Below are 22,237 nucleotides of genomic sequence, written 5' to 3'. Positions count from 1 at the left end.
CGATGCGTGGCTGATGCGTGGCTGATGCGTGCCTCAGCGCCGCGCGTCCGCGTGTTCGCGGATCAGGTCGATCAGCGCGCGCAGGCCGGCCGGCACGTGGCGGCGGCCCGGGTAGTACAGGCACAGGCCATTGAGCGGCGGGGTCCAGCCTTCCAGCACGCGGACCAGCGTGCCGGCCTGCAGGTCGGCGGCCACGTTCCACTCGCTCAGGTAGGCCAGCCCCAGTCCGGCGCGGGCCGCCTGCTGGGCCAGCCCGGGTTCGTCGAGCGTCAGCGCGCCCCGTACGTCGATCCGCACCGCCTCGCCGTGCCGCGCGAATTCCCACTGGTAGATCGCCCCGCTCGGCATGCGCGTGCGGATGCAGGCGTGCGCGTGGAGGTCCGCGGGCGTGCGCGGCGGCTTGTGCCGGGCGAAGTAGTCCGGGCTGCCGACCACGGCGAAGCGCTGGGTATCGCCAAAGGGCACGGCGATCATGTCCTGCGGCAGGGTTTCGGCCAGCCGGATGCCGGCATCGAAGCCGTCGGCGACGATATCGATCAGCCGCCCTTCCGTGACGATATCGAGCGCCATGGCCGGGTAGCGCTGCAGGAAGGCGATGAACAGCGGCATCACCTGCCGCGCGGCGCCCGCCGAGGTGTTGATGCGCAACTGGCCCGACACGGTGTCGCGCAGGCTCCCCGCCTGCTCGATCGCGCCCCGGATCGTGGACAGCGCCGGCGCGATGCTGTCCACGAACTGCGCGCCGGCTGCCGTCAGCGACACACTGCGCGTGGTGCGATGGAACAGCCGCACGCCGATGCGCGCCTCCAGCGCCGCCACCGCGTGGCTGAGCGCGGAGGTGGAGACGCCCAGCTCCGCCGCTGCCGCCCGAAAGTTGCGATGCCGCGCCACGGCCAGCACCGCCTCCAGTTCACCAAGGCCCGAGGATTTCATTATCCTGATTTCTTCATCATCACATCCCGCATTGTATGGCTAGTCAACACAATGGCGCAGGGCTATCTTGTGCTTCAGCCCGCGTTTTTCGCGCTTTGCTTAAGATGCTTTTCCGCTACCCCGGAGACCCACCATGCAGATCATCGACAAGATTTATATCGACGGTGCCTTCGTCACCCCGCACGGCGACGAGATGTTCGACCTGTTCAACCCCGCCACCGAACAGGTGATTGGGCAGGTGCGCCTGGCCGACGCGCAGGACGCCCGGGACGCCATCGCGGCCGCCAAACGGGCGTTCCCAGCCTTCTCCCGCACCAGCCAGCGCGCGCGCGTGGAGTTGCTCAAGCGCATGCACGCCGCCGTGCTGGCGAAGGAGGACGAGCTGTATGAGGCGATCACCGAGGAATATGGCGCGCCGGTGTCCCGGGGCCGCTGGATGGCCCGGCACGCGAGCAACGTGCTGATCGACGCGGCCAATGTGCTCGAGGCTTACACGTTCAAGCGCCGCGTGGGCGGTGCCGAGGTGGTGATGCAGCCGATGGGCGTGGCCGGGTTGATCACGCCCTGGAACAGCGACGCGGGCTTTATCTGCGGGAAGCTGGCCGCCGCCGTGGCCGCCGGCTGCACTGCCGTCATCAAGCCGAGCGAGATGAGCGCGATGCAGACCCGCATCGTCACCGAAGCGCTGCACGCGGCGGACGTGCCGCCCGGCGTGTTCAATATCGTCACCGGGCGCGGCGACGTGGTCGGCACGGAGATCACCACGCACCCCGATGTGAACAAGGTGTCGTTCACAGGCTCCACGGCAGTCGGCAAGACCATCCTGCGCGTGGCGGCGGACACGCTGAAGCGCGTGACGCTGGAGCTGGGCGGCAAGTCGCCCGTGGTCGTGCTCGACGATGCGGATTTCGACCAGGCCGTGCCGCTGGCCCTGGACGCCGGCTTCATGAACAGCGGGCAGGCATGCATCGCCGGCACGCGGATTCTGGTGCCGCAACACCGGCTCGCCGAGTTCGAGGCGCGCGTGCGCGACATCGTGGCGCGTACGCAGGCCGGCGATCCGCGCGATCCGCAGACCACGGTCGGCCCGATGGTCAGCCAGAAGCAGTGGGAGCGCGTGCAGCGCTATATCCGCATCGGCATTGACGAAGGCGCGCGGCTGATTGCGGGTGGCGAGGGCCGGCCGGAGGGGCTGGACGCAGGCTGGTTCGTGCGCCCGACCGTCTTCAGCGATGTGACCAACGACATGACGATTGCGCGCGAGGAGATCTTCGGACCGGTACTGTCGATCATTACCTACCGGGACGAGGAGGAGGCCATCGCCATCGCCAACGACACCAGCTACGGCTTGCAGGCTTACGTGCTGTCGACGGATGTCCAGCGGGCGCACGCGGTGGCGTCGCGCATCGAGGCCGGGCGGGTCCTCGTCAACACGCTCGCCCACGACCCGGCGGCGCCGTTTGGCGGCCTGAAGCAGTCGGGCATTGGCCGCGAGTACGGCGTCTATGGGCTGGAAGCGTTCCTGGAGACCAAGGCGGTGCTGAACGTGCCGGCGTAGTCAGGGGCGCTGTCGGGGCGGGCGGGCTCAGCCCGCCCAGGCATGCCGCACCAGCAGCGCCGACAGGACGAACATGGTGACGCCGACCAGCGCGTCGAGCACCTGCCAAGCCTTCGGCCGGGCGAACCACGGGGCCAGGAAACGCGCGCCAAACCCGAGCAGGCCGAACCAGCACAGGCTGGCGGAACTGGCGCCCGCCACGAACCAGCCGCGCAGCGCAGCCGGCTGCTGGGCGCCGATGCTGCCCACCAGCAGCACGGTATCCAGATAGACGTGTGGATTGAGCAGCGTAAAGGCCGCCGCCTGCGCCAATATCGCGCCTCGGCTAAGACTCTTCTCACCCTTCTCCCCCTCCGAGGCTTGCAGCCGCTGCGCCTGCCCCGCGCGCCGCAGCGCCCGCCAGCCATAGACCGCCAGGAAAACCGCCCCGGCCAGGGCCAGCACGCGCGCAAGCCCGGGGCGTTCGCCCAGCGCCTGGGCCATGCCCATGACGCCGGCGGCAATCAGCAAGGCATCCGCCACCGCGCAGAGCAGGACCACGCTGCCCACATGCTCCCGGCGCAGGCCCTGACGCAGCACGAACGCGTTCTGCGCGCCGATGGCGACGATCAGGCCGAAGCTCAGGGCCAGGCCCTGCAGGGAGACGGAGAGGGCGCCAGACAGCGCGAGCGAAGGGGTAGGCAGTACGGAAATCATGTGCGCAGCTTGCCTGCTCTGGCGAATGTAGACAAACTATCTTTTCTTCATTCGATGTAGTTTCACTAATCTCATGCTCGATTACGCCGCCTTGTCCGCCTTGGCCGCCGTGGTGCGGGAAGGCAGCTTCGAGCGTGCGGCCCGCGCGCTGCACGTGACCCCATCGGCCATTTCCCAGCGCATCCGCCTGCTGGAAGAGCGCGTGGGCTGCGCGCTGGTGATCCGCGACCAGCCCTGCCGGGCGACGGAGACGGGGCGCCGCCTGTGCCAGCACGTGGACCGCGTGCGCATGCTGGAACATGAATTGCAGGGGACGTTGCCGTCACTCGCGGCGGAGGGGATGGCGCGGGTGGCGCTGCCCATCGCGGTGAATGCCGACAGTCTGGCGACCTGGGCCGCGCCGGCCATTGCGACCTTTGCGGCGGCACATCCGGTGCTGATGGAGGTGGCGGTGGACGATCAGGACCACACCACCGAATGGCTGCGCAGCGGCGCCGTGCTGGCTGCCGTGACCGCTGCCGCCCGCCCTGCCGCCGGCTGCGAGAGCCGCCCGCTGGGCGCCATGCGCTATCTGGCGGCCGCGAGCCCGGCCTTCGTGCAACGCCATTTCGCCGCCGGCGTGGGCGCCGGCAGTCTGGCGGCGGCGCCGAGTCTGGTGTTCAACAACAAGGATGCCCTGCAGGCGAGTTGGGTGCGGCGCCTGTGCCATCGGCATGTGGAACTGCCCCGGCACACGCTGCCGTCGTCGCAGGCGTTTGTCACGGCGGCCGTGGCCGGCATGGGTTGGGGCCTGCATCCGCAGAGCCTGATCGCCGGGCATCTCGCAGACGGCTCGCTGGTCGAACTGGTGCCGGACACCCCGCTGGACGTGCCCCTGCACTGGCACTACGCCCGCGCGGCTTCGGCGTTGGTCGATGGCCTGAGCCGCGAGGTGATGGACGCGGCCCGGACCGGTCTGCTGCCACCCTGACCGGCGGCGGCGGCTTTCCGCCGTTACGGCGTGGTCACGCCATCGTCAGCGAACTCGACCCGGTTGCGGCCGCGTTCCTTGCTGCGATACAGGGCCGCGTCGGCGCGGGCAATCATGCCGTGGATGGTGTCGCCCTGCTGCACGCAGGCCACGCCCAGGCTCGCGGTCATCCGGCCGATCACGGCGAAGTCCTGCGCGGCCACGGCATTGCGCAGGCGGTGGGCGAAGTGCACGGCGTCCTGCAGGGCAGTATCGGCGCAGATCAGCAGGAACTCCTCGCCGCCCCAGCGGCCGAGGGTGTCCGTGGGCCGCTTGACCGCCATGATCAGGTCGGCGATCTCGACCAGCACGCGGTCGCCCACCTGATGGCCGTAGGTGTCGTTGACCGACTTGAAGCGGTCCACGTCGATCAACACGATCGAGAACGGGATGCCTTCGGCGCGGCTGCGCGCCAGCGCCCCGGCGAGCGCGTCGTCCAGGTGCCGCCGGTTGAACACCCCGGTGAGCTGGTCGGTCTTGGAGAGCGCCTCGAGCAGGCGGTTTTTCTCCATCAGCTCCAGTTCGGCCTCCGAGCGCTGGGCGATGATCAGCCGCAGCCGGCGCAGGACCGAGTTGAAGCCGTCGATCACGCTGTCGAACTCGGTGCGGCCCAGCCGGGACAGTTCGTCGAGATGGTCGCCGTGGCTGGAGGCCAGCTCGAACAGCGCCTCGCGCAGATGTTCGAGCGGCCGGAACACCATCCGCAGGCCGAAGGTCAGCAGCAGGACCAGCGCCACGTCGATGACCGCCACCTCGATGATCCCCTGGATCATCGCCGCGCGCAGGGTCTTCTGCATGGTGTCGCGGGTGAAGTGGACCACGGCCGTGCCGATGGGCTGGCTGCGGCGCACGGGATCGATGTCGTCCGGCGGGTAGAGCGTGACTTCGGCCAGCACGTCATGCCCGCTGGCCGTACAGAAGGGGCCGGCCGGGGTGGCGGTCGTCGTGCGGTGCACTGCCGCGTACACCTCCTCCCGGTCCGGGGAGAAAACACAGGCCTCGGTGACCTCTGGATGGATCAGCGTGGATTCCAGCCGCGTGCGCAGGTTGCCCACGTTCAGCGCCCAGGTGGGCGCGGCCAGGCTCTGCTTGAGGCCGTCCAGCACCTCGCCACGGGTCCGCTCGAAGCGCTGCTCCAGGTCCTGGTGGAGCAACCATTGCCGCTGCGTGGCGAACGCGCCCAGCGTTGTCGTGGTGGCAACGATGAACAGCACGATCATCCGGTTCCGGATCGAACGAACCGGTGGCAACAGTGGCATGGAATGCACAATCCTGAGGGGTCGCGGCGCTGGCTATTGGTCCGCCGCCTGGTCGAACAACTGCCGGAACCTGGCGAGTTCCGGGTGCGATTCCTCGTACTTCCTGCTGAATCCGATGTGCACGGTCTCGGTCTTGATGGTCATCGCCCGCCGGGACTTGTAGCGCATGCGCTCCGGAATGCCCTGCGCTTCCAGCGTGACCAGCGCCTCGTTGATGACCACGGTGGGATTCACCACGCAGTCGATCTCCTGCACCAGCATCTTCTTGACCAGGTCGTGGAACTCATGCCCCTCCACGAGCTGGATCTTGCCCTCCCGCGCCAGCTGGAAGAAGCGCGGGCCGGGGGCGAGGTAGCCGCGCTGGTTGCCGAACTTCAGCCCGGCGAAGTCGTCCGGATAGCGATGGAAGGTGCGGCCCTCGATCGAATCCCGGTTGCAGTGCACCGCCACTTCCTCGCTATAGAACGGCCTGGAGTGATTCAGGTACGGCCGCTCCCTGGGCCGGTAGTAGACGCCGAGCACCCCGGCACTGTTGCCGTTCCTGGCCTCCTCCACCACGCGCGCCCAGGAGGCGAAGCGGATCTGCACCTTGAATTCGGGAATCCGCTTCAGGACCCGGTTGACGTTGTCGATATAGGCACCCTTGGGGATGCCGTTTTCCTCGTAGGACTGGGGCCGCTGGCCGGCCTCCGAGTACAGGACGATGGTGGTCTGCGCCTGGGCAGGCACGGCCGCCCAGAACACGCAGGCTGCGAAGAGAATCCGGCACGGGCGAAAGAGGTGCATGCGGTCAGGTATCGCTCAGGACGGTCCGGCTGACGCCCGCTGGCCGACACGAGGGGCTTACACGCCAGTACAACGGCATTCTCCCGTATTTATTGACAGTGGTGCGGCCCCCTCACAAGGGGTATTGCTTCCCGGAAGCCCTAGACCCTCATCAGCATCCGGCACACGGCGGCCAGGCCGAGCAGGTTCGGATCGCGCTCCCGGCGGCGCAGGAAACTCAGGCCGATGGACTGCTTCATGCCGTATTCGGCCGTCAGGGGCACAAAGGCGACATTCTTCGCAAACACATCCCGTACCCGCCCGGGCAGCAGGGAATAGCCGATGCCGCCGCCCACGAGGTTCATCAGCGAGAAGATGTCCCCGACCTTCATCACCACATTGGGCGTGAAATCGGCGATGCGGAACGCCTCCATGAAGCCGCTCGAGGTGACATAGCCCTCGCCCAGCGACACGAACGGCTCGTCCCGGCACACCCGCAGGTCGATCTCGGGCAGGCTGGCGTAGTGGGAGTCGGCCGGGGCGGCGAAGAAGATGTCGTCTTCGAACATCGGAATCGACTCGATTTCGGCGTCCGGTTCGGGCAGGGCCATCAGCGTGGCGTCGATGGAACCCTGGCGCAGCTTCTGGAGGAGGTCCGCATTGGAGCCGAGCACGAGTTCGGTGTGCAGCTCCGGGCGGCGCATCTTGATGCCGATCACCACCTGCGGCACGGTCTTGATGGTCAGCGAATAGAGCGAGCCGATCTTGAGCTGGTCGGCGGAGTAGCCGGCGGCCTCGCGCGTGACGCGGATGCCGTCGGACATCGTCTTGAGCACGTCTCGCGCCACATCGGCCAGCACGTGCGCGGCCTCGGTCGGCAACAGGTTGCGGCCTTCGTGGCGGAACAGCGCGCAGCGCATGCCGTCCTCGAGCGAATGGAGCGCCCGGTGCACGCTCACCGGGCTGATATCGAGCGCCTCAGCGGCCTTGGCAAGGTTGCCGGTCTCCATGAAGGCCAGCAGGGCCTCGAGCTTGCGGAACGTGATCTCTTCACTGATGCGCAGGGGCATGGCGGCGGGGGCGACGAAAGGGTCAGCGGGTCAGGGACGGCACCATGATACGCCGCCCGCCTTGCGCTATTCGAGCACCGTGCCCTTGGCCTGCGGCGCGTCCGTGGCATCGGCCGGCACTTCTGCTGCCGGCTCAGCCTGCCCTTCTGTCGGCGCCGGCGGCTCGACCTCTTCCTTGGGCACGTAGGACGGATCGCGCGCCCAGCGGTTCAGGTCCTTGGCCAGCGCCACCGCGCTGCGGTTCAGGATCGAACAGGTGCCCTTGAACCCGCCCCAGAATCCGCCGATGGACCAGCGGTTCAGCTTGACGTGGCGTGCCACCTTGCCGCCTTCGATCAGCTCGGCGTTGACGGTGATGGCCTTCGGGCCGGTCCAGGCGCCGCCGCCCACGCCCAGCACGTGCGTGATCTGGAGCCGCATCACCTGGGCCTCCCCGGCCTCCGCGCCGGCGGCCAGCTTGCCGTCACCGCCCTTGTTGCGGCGGCGCAGGACGTCCGACACGCGTGTGGCCAGCATCGACTCGATCTGGCATTCCTCGCGCACCTTGTCCACCACGCCGGCGCCAGGCGCGTAGGTGACGGGGGTTTCCAGCAGGACTTGAGTATTGGCGGCGAAGGCAGGCACGCAGAGCAGCGCGCCCAGGGATACTGCGCACAGGGATTTGGAGAGCATTCGGAACGAGACTGAAGATGGATCGCGAGCCGAAGGGTATCAGCGCGCCGGCCGCCACGCCTCAGTGGTTAGTGGGGTGTCGGCACGGCGCAACGGGTGGCGGGGGGGGCGGCCAGCGCCCCCGCAGCGCTACATCTCGTCGTGCGCGCCCAGCGCCTTGTTGATCCGCAGCGCCACGAGCGTGCCGACGGCGCCGGACAGCAAATACAGGCTCACCGCCGCCAGCCCGAACAGCGACGACAGCCCCAGCGCCACCAGCGGGGCGAAGGCTGCGCCGAACAGCCAGCCGAAGTCCGTGGTCAGCGCCGCGCCTGTGTAGCGGTAGCGGCGGTCGAAATTGGACGTCACCACGCCCGCCGCCTGCCCGTAGGAGAGCCCCAGCAGCGCAAAGCCGACCAGGATGAACACGTCCTGACCGGTCTGCCCGCCGTCGAGCAGCCATGGGGCGAACAGGCTGAAGATGCCGATCAGCACCGCCATCGCGGCCAGCGTGGTGCGGCGGCCGACGCGGTCCGCGATCCAGCCAGACAGCAGCGTGCCGATGAAGGCGATGAAGCCGCCCACGATCTGGATCGCCAGCATGTCCGTCACGCCCTGCGCCTTGTGCAGGATCACCCAGGACAGCGGAAACACCGTCACGAGGTGGAACAGCGCGTAGCTCGCCAGCGCCGCGAAGGCGCCGAGGAAGATATTGAAGCCCTGCGCGTTCACCATCTGCAACGTGCTGATCGGCTCCAGCTCGCCTTCGTCGAGCAGCTGGGTGTATTCGTGCGTCACCACCAGCCGCAGCCGCGCGAACAGCGCCACCACGTTGATGGCGAAGGCCACGAAGAACGGGTAGCGCCAGCCCCAGTCGATGAATTCGGCCGGGGTCAGGCTCGCGTAGAGGAACAGGAACAGCGCGCCGGCAATGATGAAGCCCGTGGGCGCGCCCAGCTGCCCCACCATCGCGTACCAGCCGCGCTTGTGCGGGGGCGAGTTGATGGCCAGCAGCGACGGCAGGCCGTCCCACGAGCCGCCGAAGGCAATGCCCTGCAGGAAGCGGAACAGCGCGAGCAGGTAGATGGCTGTGCTGCCGAGCGTGGCGTACGACGGCAGGAACGCGATGCCCACCGTCGCCGTGCCGAGCAGGAACAGCGAGCCCGTCAGCTTGACACCGCGTCCCCATCGGCGCTGAATGCGCATGAACAGCGCCGTGCCGAACGGCCGCCCGATGAACGCGAAGGAAAAGATCGTGAAGCTGTAGAGCAGCCCGGCCAGTTCACTGGCGAAGGGGAAGAAGACCGATGGGAAGACCAGCACCGAGGCGATGCCGTAGACAAAGAAGTCGAAGTACTCCGACGCGCGGCCGATCACGACGCCGGTGGCGATTTCGGCGGGAGCCACCTGATGGTGACCTTCCGCCGGAGGTGCAGTCGGCGACGCGCGGTGCTGATGGGTCAGGCTGGCCATCCTTGAGATCTCCTTCGCGAGCGAGAGGCATGTCAAACTGCACTCAAAGTCATCCACTGACAAGAATAGCGCCTAAACTGCCATAGGAAATCGAAAAGATGATTGCGTCGAGCGGCGCTCGACGTTCCTCAAACGCCACTTCCGCAACCATGCGACCCTTCGATTCTGCGGCTCGGCCGCTCAAAGTGACGGGAAGACTGCTTTTGCGTGTTGGTGCGTTCGGCCTGCTGGCCGCGCTCGCCGGTTGCAACGCAGTGCTTTTATCGCCATCTGGCGAGTTGGCCGTGCGCCAGCGCGACCTCATCATCATCGCCACCCTGCTGATGCTGCTGATCATCGTTCCGGTGATCATCCTGATCTTGCTGTTCGCCTGGCGGTACCGGGAGAACGCCAACAATCCCCACTACAACCCTGACTGGGACCACTCCACGGTACTGGAGCTGGCGATCTGGGCCGCGCCGCTGCTGATCATCATCGCGCTGGGCGCCGTCACCTGGGTGAGCACCCACCAGCTCGACCCCTACCGCCCCCTCACCTTCATCGACGACAAGCGCGCCGTCACGCCCGACACCAAGCCGCTGGTCGTGGAAGTGGTGGCGATGGACTGGAAATGGCTGTTCCTCTACCCCGAGCAGGGCATCGCCACGGTCAACGAGATGGCCGCGCCGGTGGACCGGCCCATCGCGTTCAAGATCACGGCCACCTCGGTGATGAACACCTTCTTCGTGCCGTCGCTGGCGGGCATGGTCTATGCGATGCCCGGCATGGAGACCAAGCTGCACGCCGTCATCAACAAGGCCGGCGTCTATGATGGTCTCTCCGCCAACTACAGCGGCGAGGGCTTCTCCCATATGCGCTTCAAGTTCCACGGGCTGTCAGACGGCGATTTCGACAAATGGGTGCAGCAGGTGAAATCGGGCGGCACCGCGCTCTCCAAGGATGCCTACGTGAAGCTGGCCGAGCCGAGCGAGCGCGTGCCGGTACAGCGCTATGCCAGCGTGGAGCCCGACCTGTACAAGCAGATTCTGAACCGCTGCGTGCTAGGGGGAACCTGCATGGCGGACACGATGGCGCTGGACCGCAGCCGCGGCAAGTTCGACCCGTCCACCTACGTCTGCACGGCCGGCAATACGGCTGGCAGCGCGGCGGGTGGCGCGGCGGGCGAGGCGCCCATGTTCGCCTCGGAGCCCACGCTGAACGACGGCAGGCGCTTGCTGCGGTAGACGAACCGCCGCCGGACTCGTAATCTTTCGCCAATACTCAGCGGCCTGCTGGCCCAGGTGACACAACATGCCCGAGCGTTCCGATCTCGCTTCGCCGATCTTTGGCCGCCTCTCCTGGGAGGCCATTCCGCTCCATGAACCGATCCTGCTGGCGACGTTCGCCGTCGTGGCGCTCGGGGGCCTTGCCCTCGTCGGCGCGCTGACCTACTACCGGGTCTGGGGCTACCTGTGGCGCGAGTGGTTCACCAGCATCGACCACAAGAAGATCGGCATCATGTACGTGATCCTGGGCATCGTGATGCTGCTGCGCGGCTTTGCCGACGCGATCATGATGCGAATACAGCAGGCCATCGCGTTCGGCGACAACCTCGGCTACCTGCCCCCCCATCACTACGACCAGATCTTCACCGCCCACGGCGTGATCATGATCTTCTTCGTGGCGATGCCGCTGGTCACCGGGCTGATGAACTTCGTCGTCCCGCTGCAGATTGGCGCACGCGACGTGGCGTTCCCGTTCCTGAACAACTTCAGCTTCTGGATGACCGTGGGCGGCGCCGTGCTGGTGATGATGTCGCTGTTCGTGGGCGAATTCGCGCGCACCGGCTGGCTGGCCTATCCACCGCTTTCCGGCATCCTGCACAGTCCGGACGTGGGCGTGGACTACTACATATGGTCCCTGGAGGTGGCCGGGGTCGGCACATTGTTATCGGGGATCAACCTGCTCGTCACCATCGTCAAGATGCGCGCGCCGGGCATGACGCTGATGCGCATGCCGATCTTCACCTGGACCTCCCTGTGCACCAACGTGCTGATCATCGCCGCGTTCCCGGTGCTCACCGCCGCCATCACCATGCTGGCGCTGGACCGCTACGTCGGCACCAACTTCTTCACGGCGGACCAGGGCGGCAGCGCCATGATGTACGTGAACCTGATCTGGATCTGGGGCCACCCCGAGGTCTACATCCTGGTCCTGCCCGTGTTCGGCGTGTTTTCCGAGGTGGTGGCCACCTTCTCGCGCAAGCGGCTGTTCGGCTACGCGTCGATGGTGTACGCCACCGTGGTGATCACGGTGCTCTCCTACCTGGTGTGGCTGCACCACTTCTTCACGATGGGATCAGGCGCCAGCGTCAACTCGTTCTTCGGGATCACGACGATGATCATCTCGATCCCGACCGGCGCCAAGATCTTCAACTGGCTGTTCACGATGTACCACGGGCGCATCAAGTTCGAGGTGCCGATGCTGTGGACCATCGGCTTCATGGTCACCTTCGTGATCGGCGGCATGACCGGCGTGCTGCTGGCGGTGCCGCCCGCCGATTTCCTGCTCCACAACAGCCTGTTCCTGATCGCCCACTTCCACAACGTGATCATCGGCGGCGTGCTGTTCGGGCTGATGGCCGGCATCACCTACTGGTTCCCGAAGGCGTTCGGCTACAAGCTCGACCCGTTCTGGGGCAAGTGCTCGTTCTGGTTCTGGCTGGTCGGGTTCTACGTGGCGTTCATGCCGCTGTACTGGCTGGGCTTCCTCGGCGTGACGCGCCGCATGAACCATTTCGACGATCCCTCGCTGCAGCCGTGGTTCCAGATCGCCGCGCTGGGCGCGCTGCTGATCGCCCTTGGCATCGGCTGCTTCATCATCCAGCTGGTGGTCAGCTTCATGCGCCGCGAGCAGCTGCGCGACACCACCGGCGACCCGTGGAACGGCCGCACGCTCGAATGGTCCACCTCGTCACCGCCGCCGCAGTACAACTTCGCGTTCACGCCGATGGTGCACGATGCCGACGCCTGGTGGCAGATGAAGCAGCTGGGCTACCAGCGCCCCGAGCAGGGCTTCATCCCCATCCACATGCCGAAGAACACCGCCGCCGGGATCGTGCTGGCGGGCCTGAGCACCCTGTGCGGCTTCGCCCTGATCTGGCACATCTGGTGGCTCGTGGTGGTGTCCTTCGCGGCGACGATCATCGCCGCCATCGTCCATACCTTCAACTACAAGCGCGATTACTACATTCCGGCCGATGACGTGGTCCGGACCGAAGCCTCGCGCACCCAACTGCTCGCCTCCCATGGTTGAATCGACGATGCCCCTCTCGCACGGCGGCCCGGGCACCCATCCGGCCGCGCCGCTCGACCACAACTACCAGTTCTACGTCAAGGAGGAAGTCCACGCGGAGAACGGCACGCTGCTCGGGTTCTGGCTCTACCTGATGAGCGACTGCCTGATCTTCGCCTGCCTGTTCGCCTGCTATGGCGTGCTGGGGCGGGAGTACGCGGGCGGCCCCACCGGGGCGGAGCTGTTCGAGCTGCCGCTGGTGGCGCTGAACACCACGTTCCTGCTGCTGTCGTCCATCACCTACGGCTTCGCCATGCTCCAGATGCAGGTGCGGCGCAAGGCCGGCACGCTGATCTGGCTGGCCATCACCGGCGTGTTCGGCCTGGCCTTCCTGTTCGTGGAGCTCTACGAGTTCGCGCACCTGATCCATGAAGGCGCCGGGCCGCAGCGCAGCGCCTTCCTGACATCGTTCTTCGCGCTGGTGGGCACGCACGGGCTGCACGTGACGTTCGGCATCATCTGGCTGGTGGTGCTGATGTTCCAGGTGAGCCGGCACGGGCTGATCACGGCCAACAAGCGCCGCCTGATGTGCCTGTCGATGTTCTGGCACTTTCTGGACGTCGTGTGGATCGGCGTCTTTACCTTCGTCTACCTGATGGGAACGTTGCAATGAGCGTGCACGACAACACCCTCGGCGGCCACGCAGACGCGCATGGCCATGACCACGAAGACGACATCGGGCCGCACGCCACGCTGGGCGGCTACCTCACCGGCTTCGTGCTGTCGGTCTTCCTGACCGCGATTCCGTTCTGGCTGGTGATGGGCGACGTGTTCGACAAGACCTCGACCACGGCTGCAGTGATCCTGCTGCTTGGCGCGGTGCAGATCGTCGTCCACATGATTTTCTTCCTGCACATGAACGCACGTTCGGAAGGCGGCTGGAACATGCTGTCCCTGATCTTCACGCTGGTGCTCGTGGTCATCACGCTTGCCGGATCGCTCTGGGTGATGTTCCACCTGAACAGCAACATGATGCCGTCGATGCAGCATTCGGAGACGCTGCCGGGCCCGGGCGGCATCACGCCGCCCAAGGCCCCTTGATACGCTTTTGATACCCCGGCGGCCGCTCAGGCAGCCACTCAGGCGGCCAGGCGGAAGGTAGACACCGCTTCCTTCAGGCGCTGGGCCTGCTCCTCGAGCGAGCCCGCCGCCGCCGCGGCCTGCTCCACGAGCGCCGCGTTCTGCTGCGTCACGGTGTCCATCTGCGTGACCGCCAGGTTCACCTGCTCGATGCCGGCGCTCTGCTCGGCCGAGGCCGCGCTGATTTCCCCCATGATGTCCGTCACGCGCTTCACGGCGCTGACGATCTGCTCCATGGTCTCGCCGGCACGCGCCACCAGCTGCGAGCCGCGCTCCACACGATCCGCCGAATCGCCGATCAGCGACTTGATCTCCTTGGCCGCCGTGGCCGAGCGCTGCGCCAGGCTGCGCACCTCGCCCGCCACCACGGCGAAGCCGCGGCCCTGCTCGCCGGCACGGGCCGCTTCCACCGCCGCGTTCAGCGCCAGGATGTTGGTCTGGAAGGCGATGCCCTCGATGACCGAGATGATGTCCACCACCTTGCGCGAGGACACGTTGATCTCGTCCATCGTATGGACCACCTGCCCCACCACGTCGCCGCCCTGCGTGGCCACTTCCGACGCATTCACGGCCAGCGCGCTGGCCTGCTTGGCGCTGTCGGCGTTCTGGCGGACGATGCTGGTCAGCTCCTCCATGCTGGAAGCCGTTTCCTGGAGCGACGACGCCTGTTCCTCGGTCCGCTGCGAGAGGTCCGTGTTGCCGGCGGCGATCTGGCTGGTGCCCGTGGCAATCGCCTCGGTGCCGTAGCGCACTTCGGTGACGATGCCGAGGATGTTGTCGTTCATCTCGCGCAGCGCCTCGAGCAGCTGGCCGGTCTCGTCCCGGCTGTCCACCTCGATCTGGCTGGTCAGGTCGCCCGCCGCCACGGTGCGCGCAAAGCCCACCGCGCGGTGCAGCGGCCGCGTGATGCCAATGGTCAGCCACCACGCAAACGCCACGCCGATACCCAGCGCCACCACACCCAGCGTGATCAGGCCGTTACGCGCGCTGCGGTAGATGCTGTTGATTTCCGCCGCCGTGGTGTCGATGGAGGCGCGCTGGATGTCCAGCAGCTTCTGGATCTCGGCCAGGTAGGCATCGCCAGCCGGCACGAACTCGGTCTCGAGCACCTTGTTCGCCTCTTCGGTCAGCGCGTCCTTCTTGAGCTTGGTGATCTTGTCGCGCGAGTCGTTGTACGGGTTGCGCACGACGAGAATGCGCTGGAACGCGGCCTTCTCCGCCTCGGAGGTCAGCATCGGATCGAGCTTTTCGCGCAGCTTGGCGATCGCATCGGTCGAATACTTGGTCTCGGCCGCGAAAAAGGTGCCGAGCGAGGGGTCGGCGCTGCGCGCCACGGCGGTCGTGCGGCGCACGCTCGCGTACATCAGCCGGTACCAGTCACTAACCAGCCGTTCCTTGGCCAGCGGCTGCTGCATCATTTCGTGCGTACGGCCGGCCACTTCCTGGAGGCGCAGCACGCCCACCACGGTCATGAGCGTGGATAGCATCAAGACCACGCCAAAGCCAATGCCAAGGCGAACACCAATACCAAGATTCTTCATTTCTTCTACCTGATTGCACACTGGTGGGTGACCGTGCGCGCCCGCATGGCGCCCGGCCGCTCTCTCTCCGGTGCCCCGTCGCGCGAATGGTCGCAAGACCGGACATTGGATGACCTAACGGCATCGGGCAGCAGAAACTTGAGAAATTTCTCAGGGAAAACGCGCATTGCGGACGCTGCCCGCCCGTGGGCCGGTGGCCTCCCGCATGGCGGAACCCAGCGCGGTGCTGTCTTCCATCATTCCAGGCCCGTTGCGGGCAGGATGCGCGTCCGGCGCGGGTTGCCGGCCGAAGGCAGTTCGATCGCCACGCCGCCGCCGCTGTCGGCGCCATGGCCGGTCAGCGCCGAGATCACAACCTGATGCGTGACCATCAGGTAGGGCCCGCCGCGCGGGTCCAGGCCGTCGATCAGGCGGGAGAGCTTCTCGGTCTGGGCGGTTCGTGCGGCGGGATCGGCCTCGAAGAACGAGTTGAGCAGCGGCTGCACCTGGACCGGGCCCAGGTTCATCAGCCGCGCGGTGTCCTGGCAGCGGCACCACGCACTGCTATATATATGGGTCGGACGAACGCCAGCGGCGCGGAAGCCTTCGCCAAGCTTTGCCGCCTGGCGGCGGCCCCGTTCGTCAAGGTTGCGTTGCGTGCTGCAATCGCCAAGACGGAGACCTTTCGGATCGCCCACGCCCGGCGCGCTGGCGTGGCGCAGCACCACCACCACGTTGGGACGTCGCAACGCCTCCAGCGACATCGGCATCGGCTCGGATTGCGCCATCGCGGCCGCGCTACCCCATCCGGACGCCACCAACGACAGCGTGCTGACAAGCAGAATACGGAACATGGCGGCCTCCCTGGCAATGCGCCCCATCCACGATAGGACACCGGCGGCCACGCTGCCCGGGAGCTAGCGCGGCTGGGCGGCGGCCGAGGTCCGGCTGAAGGCGTACGGCACCAGCGCCAGCCCCACCAGTACGCCCGCCGTGAGAAAAATCGCCCCGTAGGAATCGGCTTCCGGCCATTGGCGCGTGTGGCCAGCGTTGGCAATCAGCCCGAAGCCCCACGAGGTCAGCGCGGAACCGAGGAAGACGAAGGTATTGAGCACGCCCAGTCCGCGCCCGCGCGACGGCGCCGGGATCAGCGCGCGGCCCTGCGCCATGACCAGCGGATGCAACATGCCGATGGTCGACAGCAGCGCCATCAGGCCCACGCCGGACACTATCCCGCTGTCCGGCCAGCCCCACAGCAGCAGCCCGCCCACCATCGACAGGACGCCCCAACCGAAGATGGTCGCCTTCAGGGACGTGCCGCGCACCAGCACCGGCAGCAGGAAGGCGGTCAGGAAGCCCGCCAGGCTCAACAGCGTCAGCGCCACGCCGCGCGTGCCGGCGTTCAGATGATAGACATCGGCCAGATACGGGCCGCTCCAGGCGTTCCGGAACGCCGTGCCGGCGGCCATCGCCACGCACATCGGAATCAGCAGCCAGAGCGAGCCCATGCCGAGCAGCCGCGCGCTGTCGGTCAGCATCGCGCCCATCGGCACGTTGCGCGCCTCGGCGTGGCCCTCGTCGCGCACCACGCGCCAGACGCCATAGCAGACGGCTGCCATGAAGATTGCCGATGCCGCCATCGCCGGCCGCCAGCCCACATGCTGCGAGGCCCAGCCCAGCGGGGCCGTGGCGCACAGCGCGCCGACCATGCCCAGTGCATTGGAGCGGCTGACCACGCGCATGTACTGCCTTTCCGAGAGCTGCTCGGACGCGTAATGGAGCAAACCCATGAAGACCGGCGCGCAGGCCAGGCCGAGACCCATCTGGGCGAGCATGGCCACCGTGGCGCTGGGCGCCGCCGCGAAGGCGATGCCGGATACCGCGCCAACGCCGAGCAGCCACGCCGTGGGACGGCCCACCCCGAAACGGTCGAATGCCAGCCCCACCGGAATCTGCGCCACCGCGAAGGCCAGGAAGAAACCCGACGACAAGGCCCCGTAGCCCGCCGGCGAGAGTTGAAAGTCGTGCTGGAGTTCAGGCGCGATCACCGCGAGGCAGCTCCGATAGAACTGGCTCAGGATAAATGCGAACGTGAGAAACGTGATGCCGCGCCGGGCCGTGGCGTCGGGCGTCGTGCTGGGGCTTTCCTCGGGGAAAGTCGAAATATGAGGGCGTTGCAACGCGATGACTCGTGGCTGTCGGGGGAGCAGCCGGCCATTTTACGCGCGCGGTTCGCCCGGTATTCGCAGGATTGCAACAAATCGTGCGAATTACGGCACGCCATTCCGCCTGGCGAAACCTGGAGAGCAGCCTAAGGCCTTGGCGCCCTGAACGTCAGCGGGCCGAGCGGCCGCCGTAGAACGTTCCCGTGCGCGGATTGGAGATGTGGTACGCCTGGCTGATGGCCCAGCGTTGCGCGGCCAGAAAGGCTTCCGGCTCGCGTTGTGTCCAGGCGCTGACCATCAGCGGCGAGGCATCTTCCTCGGTATTGGGGTAGACGGCCGCCCGGTGCACCGCCGCCCTGTCGGGCGATCCGGGAATCGTCGTGGTTCGAATCGTGACTTGCATCAACGCAGTTCCTAGAGCCCAGATGCCGAAAATTATGCGCGGATCGGCGTGACATTGCCATGACCACGTGATGACAGCCACGCGCACATGTATGGTGTGCGTCCCATTGAGGGAGACTGCCGCGCCGGCACTGGCTTTGCGGGCGGTGTGGCGCCGTGGTGACGTGGCGCGCGCGCCACGCTGCCGCCCTGGCGACGCGATCCGGGCGGTCTGGCGGCCCCGCGCGGGCGGCTACAATGCGCCTGCGCCACCTCTCCGGCCCGCCTAACGCGCCCAACCCGCCCAACGCGCTTTCCCCGCCTTCACCGCCTTATATCGTTTTATGCCAATTCCTGACCGGGTTTTCCTGCTCGGCCCGCTGCTGAAGGGGGTGTCCCGCTCGTTCTACCTGACGCTGCGCATCCTGCCCGCCGGCATGCGCGACCCCGTGGGGCTCGCCTACCTGCTGGCCCGCGCGGCGGACACCATCGCCGATACGGCGCTGATTCCCCCGCCGCAGCGGCTGGCGCTGCTGCTGGCGCTGCGCGCCCGCGTGAACGGTGCCGATGACGGGGGCGAGCTGGTCCGCCGACTGGCCGCCGAGGTCGCCAGCCAGCAAACCCTGTCGGACGAAAAGGTGCTGCTGGAGTCGATCGGCCCGGCCCTCGACGTGCTCGACCAGCTGCCCGACGCCGACCGCACCGCCGTGCGCGGCATCGTGACCACCCTGACCGAGGGCATGGAACTCGACCTGCGCACCTTCCCGGACGAAGGCTCCGGGCAGGTGGCGGCATTGCCCGCCATGGCCGATCTCGACCGCTATACCTATCTGGTGGCCGGCTGCGTGGGCGAATTCTGGACCACGATGACGGTCCGGCATCAGCCGGGCACGCTGCCGGCGCCGGCCGACCTGATGCTGCGCCGGGGCGTGCGCTTCGGCAAGGCCTTGCAGATGGTCAACGTGCTGCGCGACTGCGGCAAGGACCTGCGCATCGGCCGGTGCTACCTGCCGACCGAGCTGCTGGACCGGCATGGGCTGTCGCCGCAGGATCTGCTGGACCCGGCCAACAGCCGCCGCGCCCGGCCGATGCTGGCGGAGGGCGTGCGCGTGGCGCTCGACCATTTCCGCGAGGCCATCGCCTACACGCTGGCCATCCCCCGCACGGCCGTGCGGCTGCGGCTGGCCTGCATCTGGCCGATCCTGATCGGACTGGAAACGCTGCTGTTGCTGGTGGACAACGACGCCTGGCTCGATCCGGCGCGTGTCTCCAAAGTCCCGCGCGGCAAGGTCTACCGGGTGCTGGCGGGCAGCCTAGCGTGCGTCATGGTCGATACCGCGCTGCGGGGCTGGATGGAAGGGCTGGTAGCGCGCATCGAGGCCCGGCTGGCCTGAGGACAACCGGGCCCCAAAAACAAACGGCCCGCACAAGGCGGGCCGTTTCATCTGGCATGCAAGCGGTTACTTTGCGGCCTCGGCAGGCGCCTTCTTGGGCGCCTTGGCCTTCTTCGCCGTGCTCTTGCTGTCGGTCAGCGCCGATGCCGTGCTTTGCTTGGCGCCCTGGGTGTACGGGTCGAACTTGTCGCCTGCGCGGGCGGTGTCCGGCACGTAGCCGTCCTTGTTGGTCACACGGGCCGGATCGGGCACGTAGCCGTCCTTGTTCGTGGTCCGCATGTTGTAGTCGTAGCGGTCGGCGGGGTTCGCCGGGCCTGCCGCGAGCACGACGCCCGGAACCAACGTTGCAATGGCCAATACCATGGTGATGGACTTCATCGATGCCTCCTGACGGAATGTAAAAGATCGCGCGTCCAGGACGCACGTGCCAAGCGTAAGCCTAGTCCGATGGGCGCCAATGCGCCATGGCATTTGCACGTGAATTGTTGTAAAGCACTGGCGCGGTGCACCAAGGGCGCGCACGCCCCGCGCTTCACCACCCTATTGCGCCGTCCAGCCGCCATCCGCCGCCCAGGCCGCCCCGCGCACCTCGTCGCCAAGGGGCGAGCACAGCATCGTCACGATCCCGCCCAGCTGGCGCGGCGTGACGAACTGCCCGGACGGCTGCTTGTCCGCCAGCAGCCGGGCCTGCGCCGCCTCGGTCGAGATGCCGTCCCGCGCCGCGATGTCCGCGATCTGCTGCGCCACCAGCGGCGTCAGCACGAATCCCGGGCAGATCGCATTGCACGTGACACCGGTACCGGCCGTCTCGAGCGCCGTGACCTTGGTCAGGCCCACCAGCCCGTGCTTGGCCGCCACGTAGGCCGACTTGCCCGCCGAGCCCACCAGCCCGTGCACGGACGCGATATTGACGATGCGGCCCCAGTTCCGTGCGCGCATGCCGGGCAGCGCGTGGCGGATCGTATGGAAGCTCGAGGTCAGGTTGATGGCGAGGATGTCATCCCACTTCTCCACCGGGAACGCCTCCACGGGCGCCACGTGCTGGATGCCGGCGTTGTTCACCAGCACGTCAACGCCGCCAAAGCGCGCCTGCGCCGCGGCGACCATCGCCGCGATCTCGTCGGGCTTGCGCATGTCCGCCGGATGGTGGATGGCCTGCACGCCAGTCGCCGTGAGGCTGGCCAGCGCCGCGTCCACATCGCCAAAGCCGTTCAGTACGATATTGGCGCCAGCCTGGGCCAGCGCCTGGGCGATGCCCAGGCCGATGCCGCTCGTGGAGCCGGTCACCAGGGCGGTCTTGCCTTGCAGATGATTCAGATTGCTCATGATGGCTTCCGGGGGTCAGACCAGGCCGGTCAGGTAGAACGCGGCGATGACGAAGAACACCGCCAGCGTCTTGATCACGGTGATGGCGAAGATGTCGCGGTACGACTCGCGGTGCGTGAGCCCCGTGACCGCCAGCAGCGTGATCACCGCGCCGTTGTGCGGCAGCGTGTCCATGCCGCCGCTGGCCATCGACACCACCCGGTGCAGCACTTCCAGCGGAATCTGGGCGGCCTGCGCGCCCTGGATGAACGTGTCGGACATCGCCGCCAGCGCAATGCTCATGCCGCCCGAGGCGGAACCGGTGATGCCGGCCAGCGTGCTGACGGACACCGCCGCGTTGACCAGCGGATTGGGAATGCTGCGCAGCGCGTCGCTGACCACGAGGAAGCCCGGCAACGCGGCGATGACGCCGCCGAAGCCGTACTCGGACGCCGTGTTCATCGAGGCGAGCAGCGCGCCGCCGACGGCGCCCTTGGTGCCTTCGGCAAAACGTTCCCGCACAGCGCCGAACGCGGTGACGAGCACCACCACGATGCCCAGCAGCAGCGCGGCCTCCACCGCCCAGATCGCCGTCACGCTGGCGATCTTGGTCTCGATCGGCTTCGCCAGCCCCGGCAGTGAGACGCTATTGGCCGGGCCATACCAGAGCGGGATCATCCGCGTCAGCCAGAAATTCGACACGCCCACCAGGATCAGCGGCAGGATGGCCAGCCACGGCGGCGGCAGCTTGCCGCCCTCCACGCGTTGCGGCTCGTTACGCAGGTTGGTGCCGTAGCCCTCCCCACGCGCGGCAGCCGCGCGGCGGCGCCATTCCAGGTAGCTCAGGCCCACCACGATGATGAACAGCGAGCCAATCACGCCCAGCACCGGCGCCGCCCACGAGGTGGTCTTGAAGAACGTGGTCGGGATGATGTTCTGGATCTGCGGCGTGCCCGGCAGCGAATCCATCGTGAACGAGAACGCGCCCAGCGCGATCGCCCCCGGCATCAGGCGCTTCGGGATATTGCTCTGGCGATAGAGTTCGGCCGCGAACGGGTAGACGGCGAAGACCACCACGAACAGCGACACGCCGCCATAGGTCAGCAAGGCGCAGACCGCCACGATGACCGCGTTGGCCCGCGAGCGGCCGATATAGCGGATGGCCGCGGCGACGATGGACTCGGAAAAGCCGGACAGTTCGATCACCTTGCCGAACACCGCGCCGAGCAGGAACACCGGGAAATAGAGCTTCACGAACCCGACCATCTTCTCCATGAAGATGCCCGAGAACACCGGCGCCACGGCGGACGGCTCGGTCAACAGCACGGCGCCAAGCGCCGCCAGGGGTGCAAACAGGATGACGCTGTAGCCGCGATAGGCGGCAAACATCAGGAACGCCAGGGCGGCGATCACCACGACAAAAGACATGAGGTCTCCAGAATTTGTTCTTGAACCGACGCTGCTGAGCGGCCATGGAAGAGCCGTCGCGCGCGGATTGCCCCTGGCTTGTCAGGCATCGGGGGCGGCAGGAGTGTGCAGGATGTGTGCCATACGCCATATGCGTCCAATACTTCACTTACGGGCGTATTTGTCTCGATTTGTAGATTCCCGCGTGCGATCGAGGCATGCAAATCTCGCTTGTGAG

21 protein-coding genes are annotated in these 22,237 nt (G+C 67.1%); 7 read left to right on the top strand and 14 right to left on the bottom strand.

Annotated elements, in window-relative coordinates; genetic code table 11:
- Nucleotides 1-33: 33 nt before the first annotated feature.
- Nucleotides 34-933 (bottom strand): LysR family transcriptional regulator, encoded by a 900-nt coding sequence (locus KHO18_RS02660; protein ID WP_211942738.1) that lies wholly within the window; start codon nt 931-933, stop codon nt 34-36.
- Between the two features lie 133 nt (nt 934-1,066).
- On the opposite strand from KHO18_RS02660, the gene KHO18_RS02655 reads away from it, so the two are divergent.
- The gene (locus tag KHO18_RS02655) at nt 1,067-2,491 is read left to right on the top strand and encodes an aldehyde dehydrogenase family protein (protein ID WP_211942737.1); all 1,425 of its coding nucleotides are present in this window, start codon (nt 1,067-1,069) and stop codon (nt 2,489-2,491) included.
- A gap of 27 nt (nt 2,492-2,518) precedes the next feature.
- On the opposite strand, the gene KHO18_RS02650 is transcribed toward KHO18_RS02655, so the two are convergent.
- Nucleotides 2,519-3,187 (bottom strand): LysE/ArgO family amino acid transporter, encoded by a 669-nt coding sequence (locus KHO18_RS02650; RefSeq protein ID WP_211942736.1) that lies wholly within the window; start codon nt 3,185-3,187, stop codon nt 2,519-2,521.
- Between the two features lie 73 nt (nt 3,188-3,260).
- On the opposite strand from KHO18_RS02650, the gene KHO18_RS02645 reads away from it, so the two are divergent.
- Nucleotides 3,261-4,157: a LysR family transcriptional regulator ArgP gene (locus KHO18_RS02645; protein ID WP_211942735.1), complete on the top strand. Its 897-nt coding sequence runs from the start codon at nt 3,261-3,263 to the stop codon at nt 4,155-4,157.
- A gap of 23 nt (nt 4,158-4,180) precedes the next feature.
- On the opposite strand, the gene KHO18_RS02640 is transcribed toward KHO18_RS02645, so the two are convergent.
- The 5 genes from KHO18_RS02640 to KHO18_RS02620 all read right to left on the bottom strand — a co-directional run bounded on the left by KHO18_RS02640 (nt 4,181) and on the right by KHO18_RS02620 (nt 9,414).
- Entirely contained in the window at nt 4,181-5,455 is a 1,275-nt protein-coding gene (locus KHO18_RS02640) for a GGDEF domain-containing protein (RefSeq protein WP_144197640.1), read from the bottom strand.
- A gap of 33 nt (nt 5,456-5,488) precedes the next feature.
- Nucleotides 5,489-6,241: a substrate-binding periplasmic protein gene (locus KHO18_RS02635; RefSeq protein WP_144197639.1), complete on the bottom strand. Its 753-nt coding sequence runs from the start codon at nt 6,239-6,241 to the stop codon at nt 5,489-5,491.
- 140 nt (nt 6,242-6,381) lie between these two features.
- On the bottom strand, nt 6,382-7,290 hold the full coding sequence (locus KHO18_RS02630) for a LysR family transcriptional regulator (RefSeq protein WP_144197638.1): 909 nt from the start codon (nt 7,288-7,290) through the stop codon (nt 6,382-6,384).
- 66 nt (nt 7,291-7,356) lie between these two features.
- Nucleotides 7,357-7,962: a hypothetical protein gene (locus KHO18_RS02625; RefSeq protein ID WP_211942734.1), complete on the bottom strand. Its 606-nt coding sequence runs from the start codon at nt 7,960-7,962 to the stop codon at nt 7,357-7,359.
- 129 nt (nt 7,963-8,091) lie between these two features.
- Nucleotides 8,092-9,414 carry an MFS transporter gene (locus KHO18_RS02620; RefSeq protein WP_144197637.1) on the bottom strand — a complete coding sequence of 441 codons (1,323 nt, stop codon included), beginning with the start codon at nt 9,412-9,414 and terminating at the stop codon, nt 8,092-8,094.
- 149 nt (nt 9,415-9,563) lie between these two features.
- On the opposite strand from KHO18_RS02620, the gene cyoA reads away from it, so the two are divergent.
- The 4 genes from cyoA (at nt 9,564) to cyoD (ending at nt 13,788) form a co-directional block, all read left to right on the top strand.
- Nucleotides 9,564-10,637, top strand: coding sequence for a ubiquinol oxidase subunit II (gene cyoA / locus KHO18_RS02615; RefSeq protein ID WP_144197636.1), 1,074 nt, complete (start codon nt 9,564-9,566; stop codon nt 10,635-10,637).
- 67 nt (nt 10,638-10,704) lie between these two features.
- Nucleotides 10,705-12,708, top strand: coding sequence for a cytochrome o ubiquinol oxidase subunit I (gene cyoB / locus KHO18_RS02610; protein WP_144197635.1), 2,004 nt, complete (start codon nt 10,705-10,707; stop codon nt 12,706-12,708).
- Nucleotides 12,701-13,360 (top strand): cytochrome o ubiquinol oxidase subunit III, encoded by a 660-nt coding sequence (gene cyoC / locus KHO18_RS02605; protein ID WP_144197634.1) that lies wholly within the window; start codon nt 12,701-12,703, stop codon nt 13,358-13,360. Before cyoB ends, cyoC begins: the two co-directional genes overlap by 8 nt.
- Nucleotides 13,357-13,788 (top strand): cytochrome o ubiquinol oxidase subunit IV, encoded by a 432-nt coding sequence (gene cyoD, locus KHO18_RS02600; protein ID WP_211942733.1) that lies wholly within the window; start codon nt 13,357-13,359, stop codon nt 13,786-13,788. The genes cyoC and cyoD overlap by 4 nt, the downstream gene beginning before the upstream one ends.
- Before the next feature lie 38 nt (nt 13,789-13,826).
- On the opposite strand, the gene KHO18_RS02595 is transcribed toward cyoD, so the two are convergent.
- From KHO18_RS02595 to KHO18_RS02580, 4 genes are all read right to left on the bottom strand, one after another.
- Nucleotides 13,827-15,368, bottom strand: coding sequence for a methyl-accepting chemotaxis protein (locus KHO18_RS02595; RefSeq protein ID WP_144197632.1), 1,542 nt, complete (start codon nt 15,366-15,368; stop codon nt 13,827-13,829).
- 236 nt (nt 15,369-15,604) lie between these two features.
- Nucleotides 15,605-16,201 carry a histidine phosphatase family protein gene (locus KHO18_RS02590; RefSeq protein WP_211942732.1) on the bottom strand — a complete coding sequence of 199 codons (597 nt, stop codon included), beginning with the start codon at nt 16,199-16,201 and terminating at the stop codon, nt 15,605-15,607.
- Between the two features lie 63 nt (nt 16,202-16,264).
- Complete coding sequence (locus KHO18_RS02585) at nt 16,265-17,533, bottom strand: MFS transporter (RefSeq protein WP_377731812.1); 1,269 nt, start codon at nt 17,531-17,533, stop codon at nt 16,265-16,267.
- Between the two features lie 148 nt (nt 17,534-17,681).
- Nucleotides 17,682-17,915: a CDP-diacylglycerol pyrophosphatase gene (locus KHO18_RS02580; RefSeq protein ID WP_092293765.1), complete on the bottom strand. Its 234-nt coding sequence runs from the start codon at nt 17,913-17,915 to the stop codon at nt 17,682-17,684.
- A 322-nt stretch (nt 17,916-18,237) separates the two neighbouring features.
- Here KHO18_RS02580 and KHO18_RS02575 point away from each other — a divergent pair, with 322 nt between their 5' ends.
- Nucleotides 18,238-19,287, top strand: coding sequence for a squalene/phytoene synthase family protein (locus KHO18_RS02575; protein WP_144197631.1), 1,050 nt, complete (start codon nt 18,238-18,240; stop codon nt 19,285-19,287).
- A gap of 66 nt (nt 19,288-19,353) precedes the next feature.
- Here the strand turns inward: KHO18_RS02575 and KHO18_RS02570 are convergent, their stop codons facing one another.
- The 3 genes from KHO18_RS02570 to KHO18_RS02560 form a co-directional block, all read right to left on the bottom strand.
- Nucleotides 19,354-19,665 carry a hypothetical protein gene (locus KHO18_RS02570; protein WP_144197630.1) on the bottom strand — a complete coding sequence of 104 codons (312 nt, stop codon included), beginning with the start codon at nt 19,663-19,665 and terminating at the stop codon, nt 19,354-19,356.
- 162 nt (nt 19,666-19,827) lie between these two features.
- Nucleotides 19,828-20,604, bottom strand: coding sequence for a 3-hydroxybutyrate dehydrogenase (locus KHO18_RS02565; protein ID WP_186296832.1), 777 nt, complete (start codon nt 20,602-20,604; stop codon nt 19,828-19,830).
- A gap of 24 nt (nt 20,605-20,628) precedes the next feature.
- Nucleotides 20,629-22,020, bottom strand: a complete 1,392-nt coding sequence (locus KHO18_RS02560) for a GntP family permease (protein WP_144197628.1) — start codon at nt 22,018-22,020, stop codon at nt 20,629-20,631.
- Nucleotides 22,021-22,237 lie beyond the last annotated feature (217 nt).

This window comes from Cupriavidus campinensis, from assembly GCF_905397395.1.
In the GTDB taxonomy this organism is placed as follows: domain Bacteria; phylum Pseudomonadota; class Gammaproteobacteria; order Burkholderiales; family Burkholderiaceae; genus Cupriavidus; species Cupriavidus campinensis.
Note: the sequence above shows the minus strand (reverse complement) of the source record. Positions and strands in the feature narration are given on the sequence as shown.

Excerpts from the sequence above, each read along its gene's own strand:
- KHO18_RS02660 (WP_211942738.1), bottom strand. The coding sequence starts at position 933 with ATGAAATCCTCGGGCCTTGGTGAACTGGAGGCGGTGCTGGCCGTGGCG.
- KHO18_RS02655 (WP_211942737.1), top strand. The coding sequence starts at position 1,067 with ATGCAGATCATCGACAAGATTTATATCGACGGTGCCTTCGTCACCCCG.
- KHO18_RS02650 (WP_211942736.1), bottom strand. The coding sequence starts at position 3,187 with ATGATTTCCGTACTGCCTACCCCTTCGCTCGCGCTGTCTGGCGCCCTC.
- KHO18_RS02645 (WP_211942735.1), top strand. The coding sequence starts at position 3,261 with ATGCTCGATTACGCCGCCTTGTCCGCCTTGGCCGCCGTGGTGCGGGAA.
- KHO18_RS02640 (WP_144197640.1), bottom strand. The coding sequence starts at position 5,455 with ATGCCACTGTTGCCACCGGTTCGTTCGATCCGGAACCGGATGATCGTG.
- KHO18_RS02635 (WP_144197639.1), bottom strand. The coding sequence starts at position 6,241 with ATGCACCTCTTTCGCCCGTGCCGGATTCTCTTCGCAGCCTGCGTGTTC.
- KHO18_RS02630 (WP_144197638.1), bottom strand. The coding sequence starts at position 7,290 with ATGCCCCTGCGCATCAGTGAAGAGATCACGTTCCGCAAGCTCGAGGCC.
- KHO18_RS02625 (WP_211942734.1), bottom strand. The coding sequence starts at position 7,962 with ATGCTCTCCAAATCCCTGTGCGCAGTATCCCTGGGCGCGCTGCTCTGC.
- KHO18_RS02620 (WP_144197637.1), bottom strand. The coding sequence starts at position 9,414 with ATGGCCAGCCTGACCCATCAGCACCGCGCGTCGCCGACTGCACCTCCG.
- cyoA (WP_144197636.1), top strand. The coding sequence starts at position 9,564 with ATGCGACCCTTCGATTCTGCGGCTCGGCCGCTCAAAGTGACGGGAAGA.
- cyoB (WP_144197635.1), top strand. The coding sequence starts at position 10,705 with ATGCCCGAGCGTTCCGATCTCGCTTCGCCGATCTTTGGCCGCCTCTCC.
- cyoC (WP_144197634.1), top strand. The coding sequence starts at position 12,701 with ATGGTTGAATCGACGATGCCCCTCTCGCACGGCGGCCCGGGCACCCAT.
- cyoD (WP_211942733.1), top strand. The coding sequence starts at position 13,357 with ATGAGCGTGCACGACAACACCCTCGGCGGCCACGCAGACGCGCATGGC.
- KHO18_RS02595 (WP_144197632.1), bottom strand. The coding sequence starts at position 15,368 with ATGAAGAATCTTGGTATTGGTGTTCGCCTTGGCATTGGCTTTGGCGTG.
- KHO18_RS02590 (WP_211942732.1), bottom strand. The coding sequence starts at position 16,201 with ATGTTCCGTATTCTGCTTGTCAGCACGCTGTCGTTGGTGGCGTCCGGA.
- KHO18_RS02580 (WP_092293765.1), bottom strand. The coding sequence starts at position 17,915 with ATGCAAGTCACGATTCGAACCACGACGATTCCCGGATCGCCCGACAGG.
- KHO18_RS02575 (WP_144197631.1), top strand. The coding sequence starts at position 18,238 with ATGCCAATTCCTGACCGGGTTTTCCTGCTCGGCCCGCTGCTGAAGGGG.
- KHO18_RS02570 (WP_144197630.1), bottom strand. The coding sequence starts at position 19,665 with ATGAAGTCCATCACCATGGTATTGGCCATTGCAACGTTGGTTCCGGGC.
- KHO18_RS02560 (WP_144197628.1), bottom strand. The coding sequence starts at position 22,020 with ATGTCTTTTGTCGTGGTGATCGCCGCCCTGGCGTTCCTGATGTTTGCC.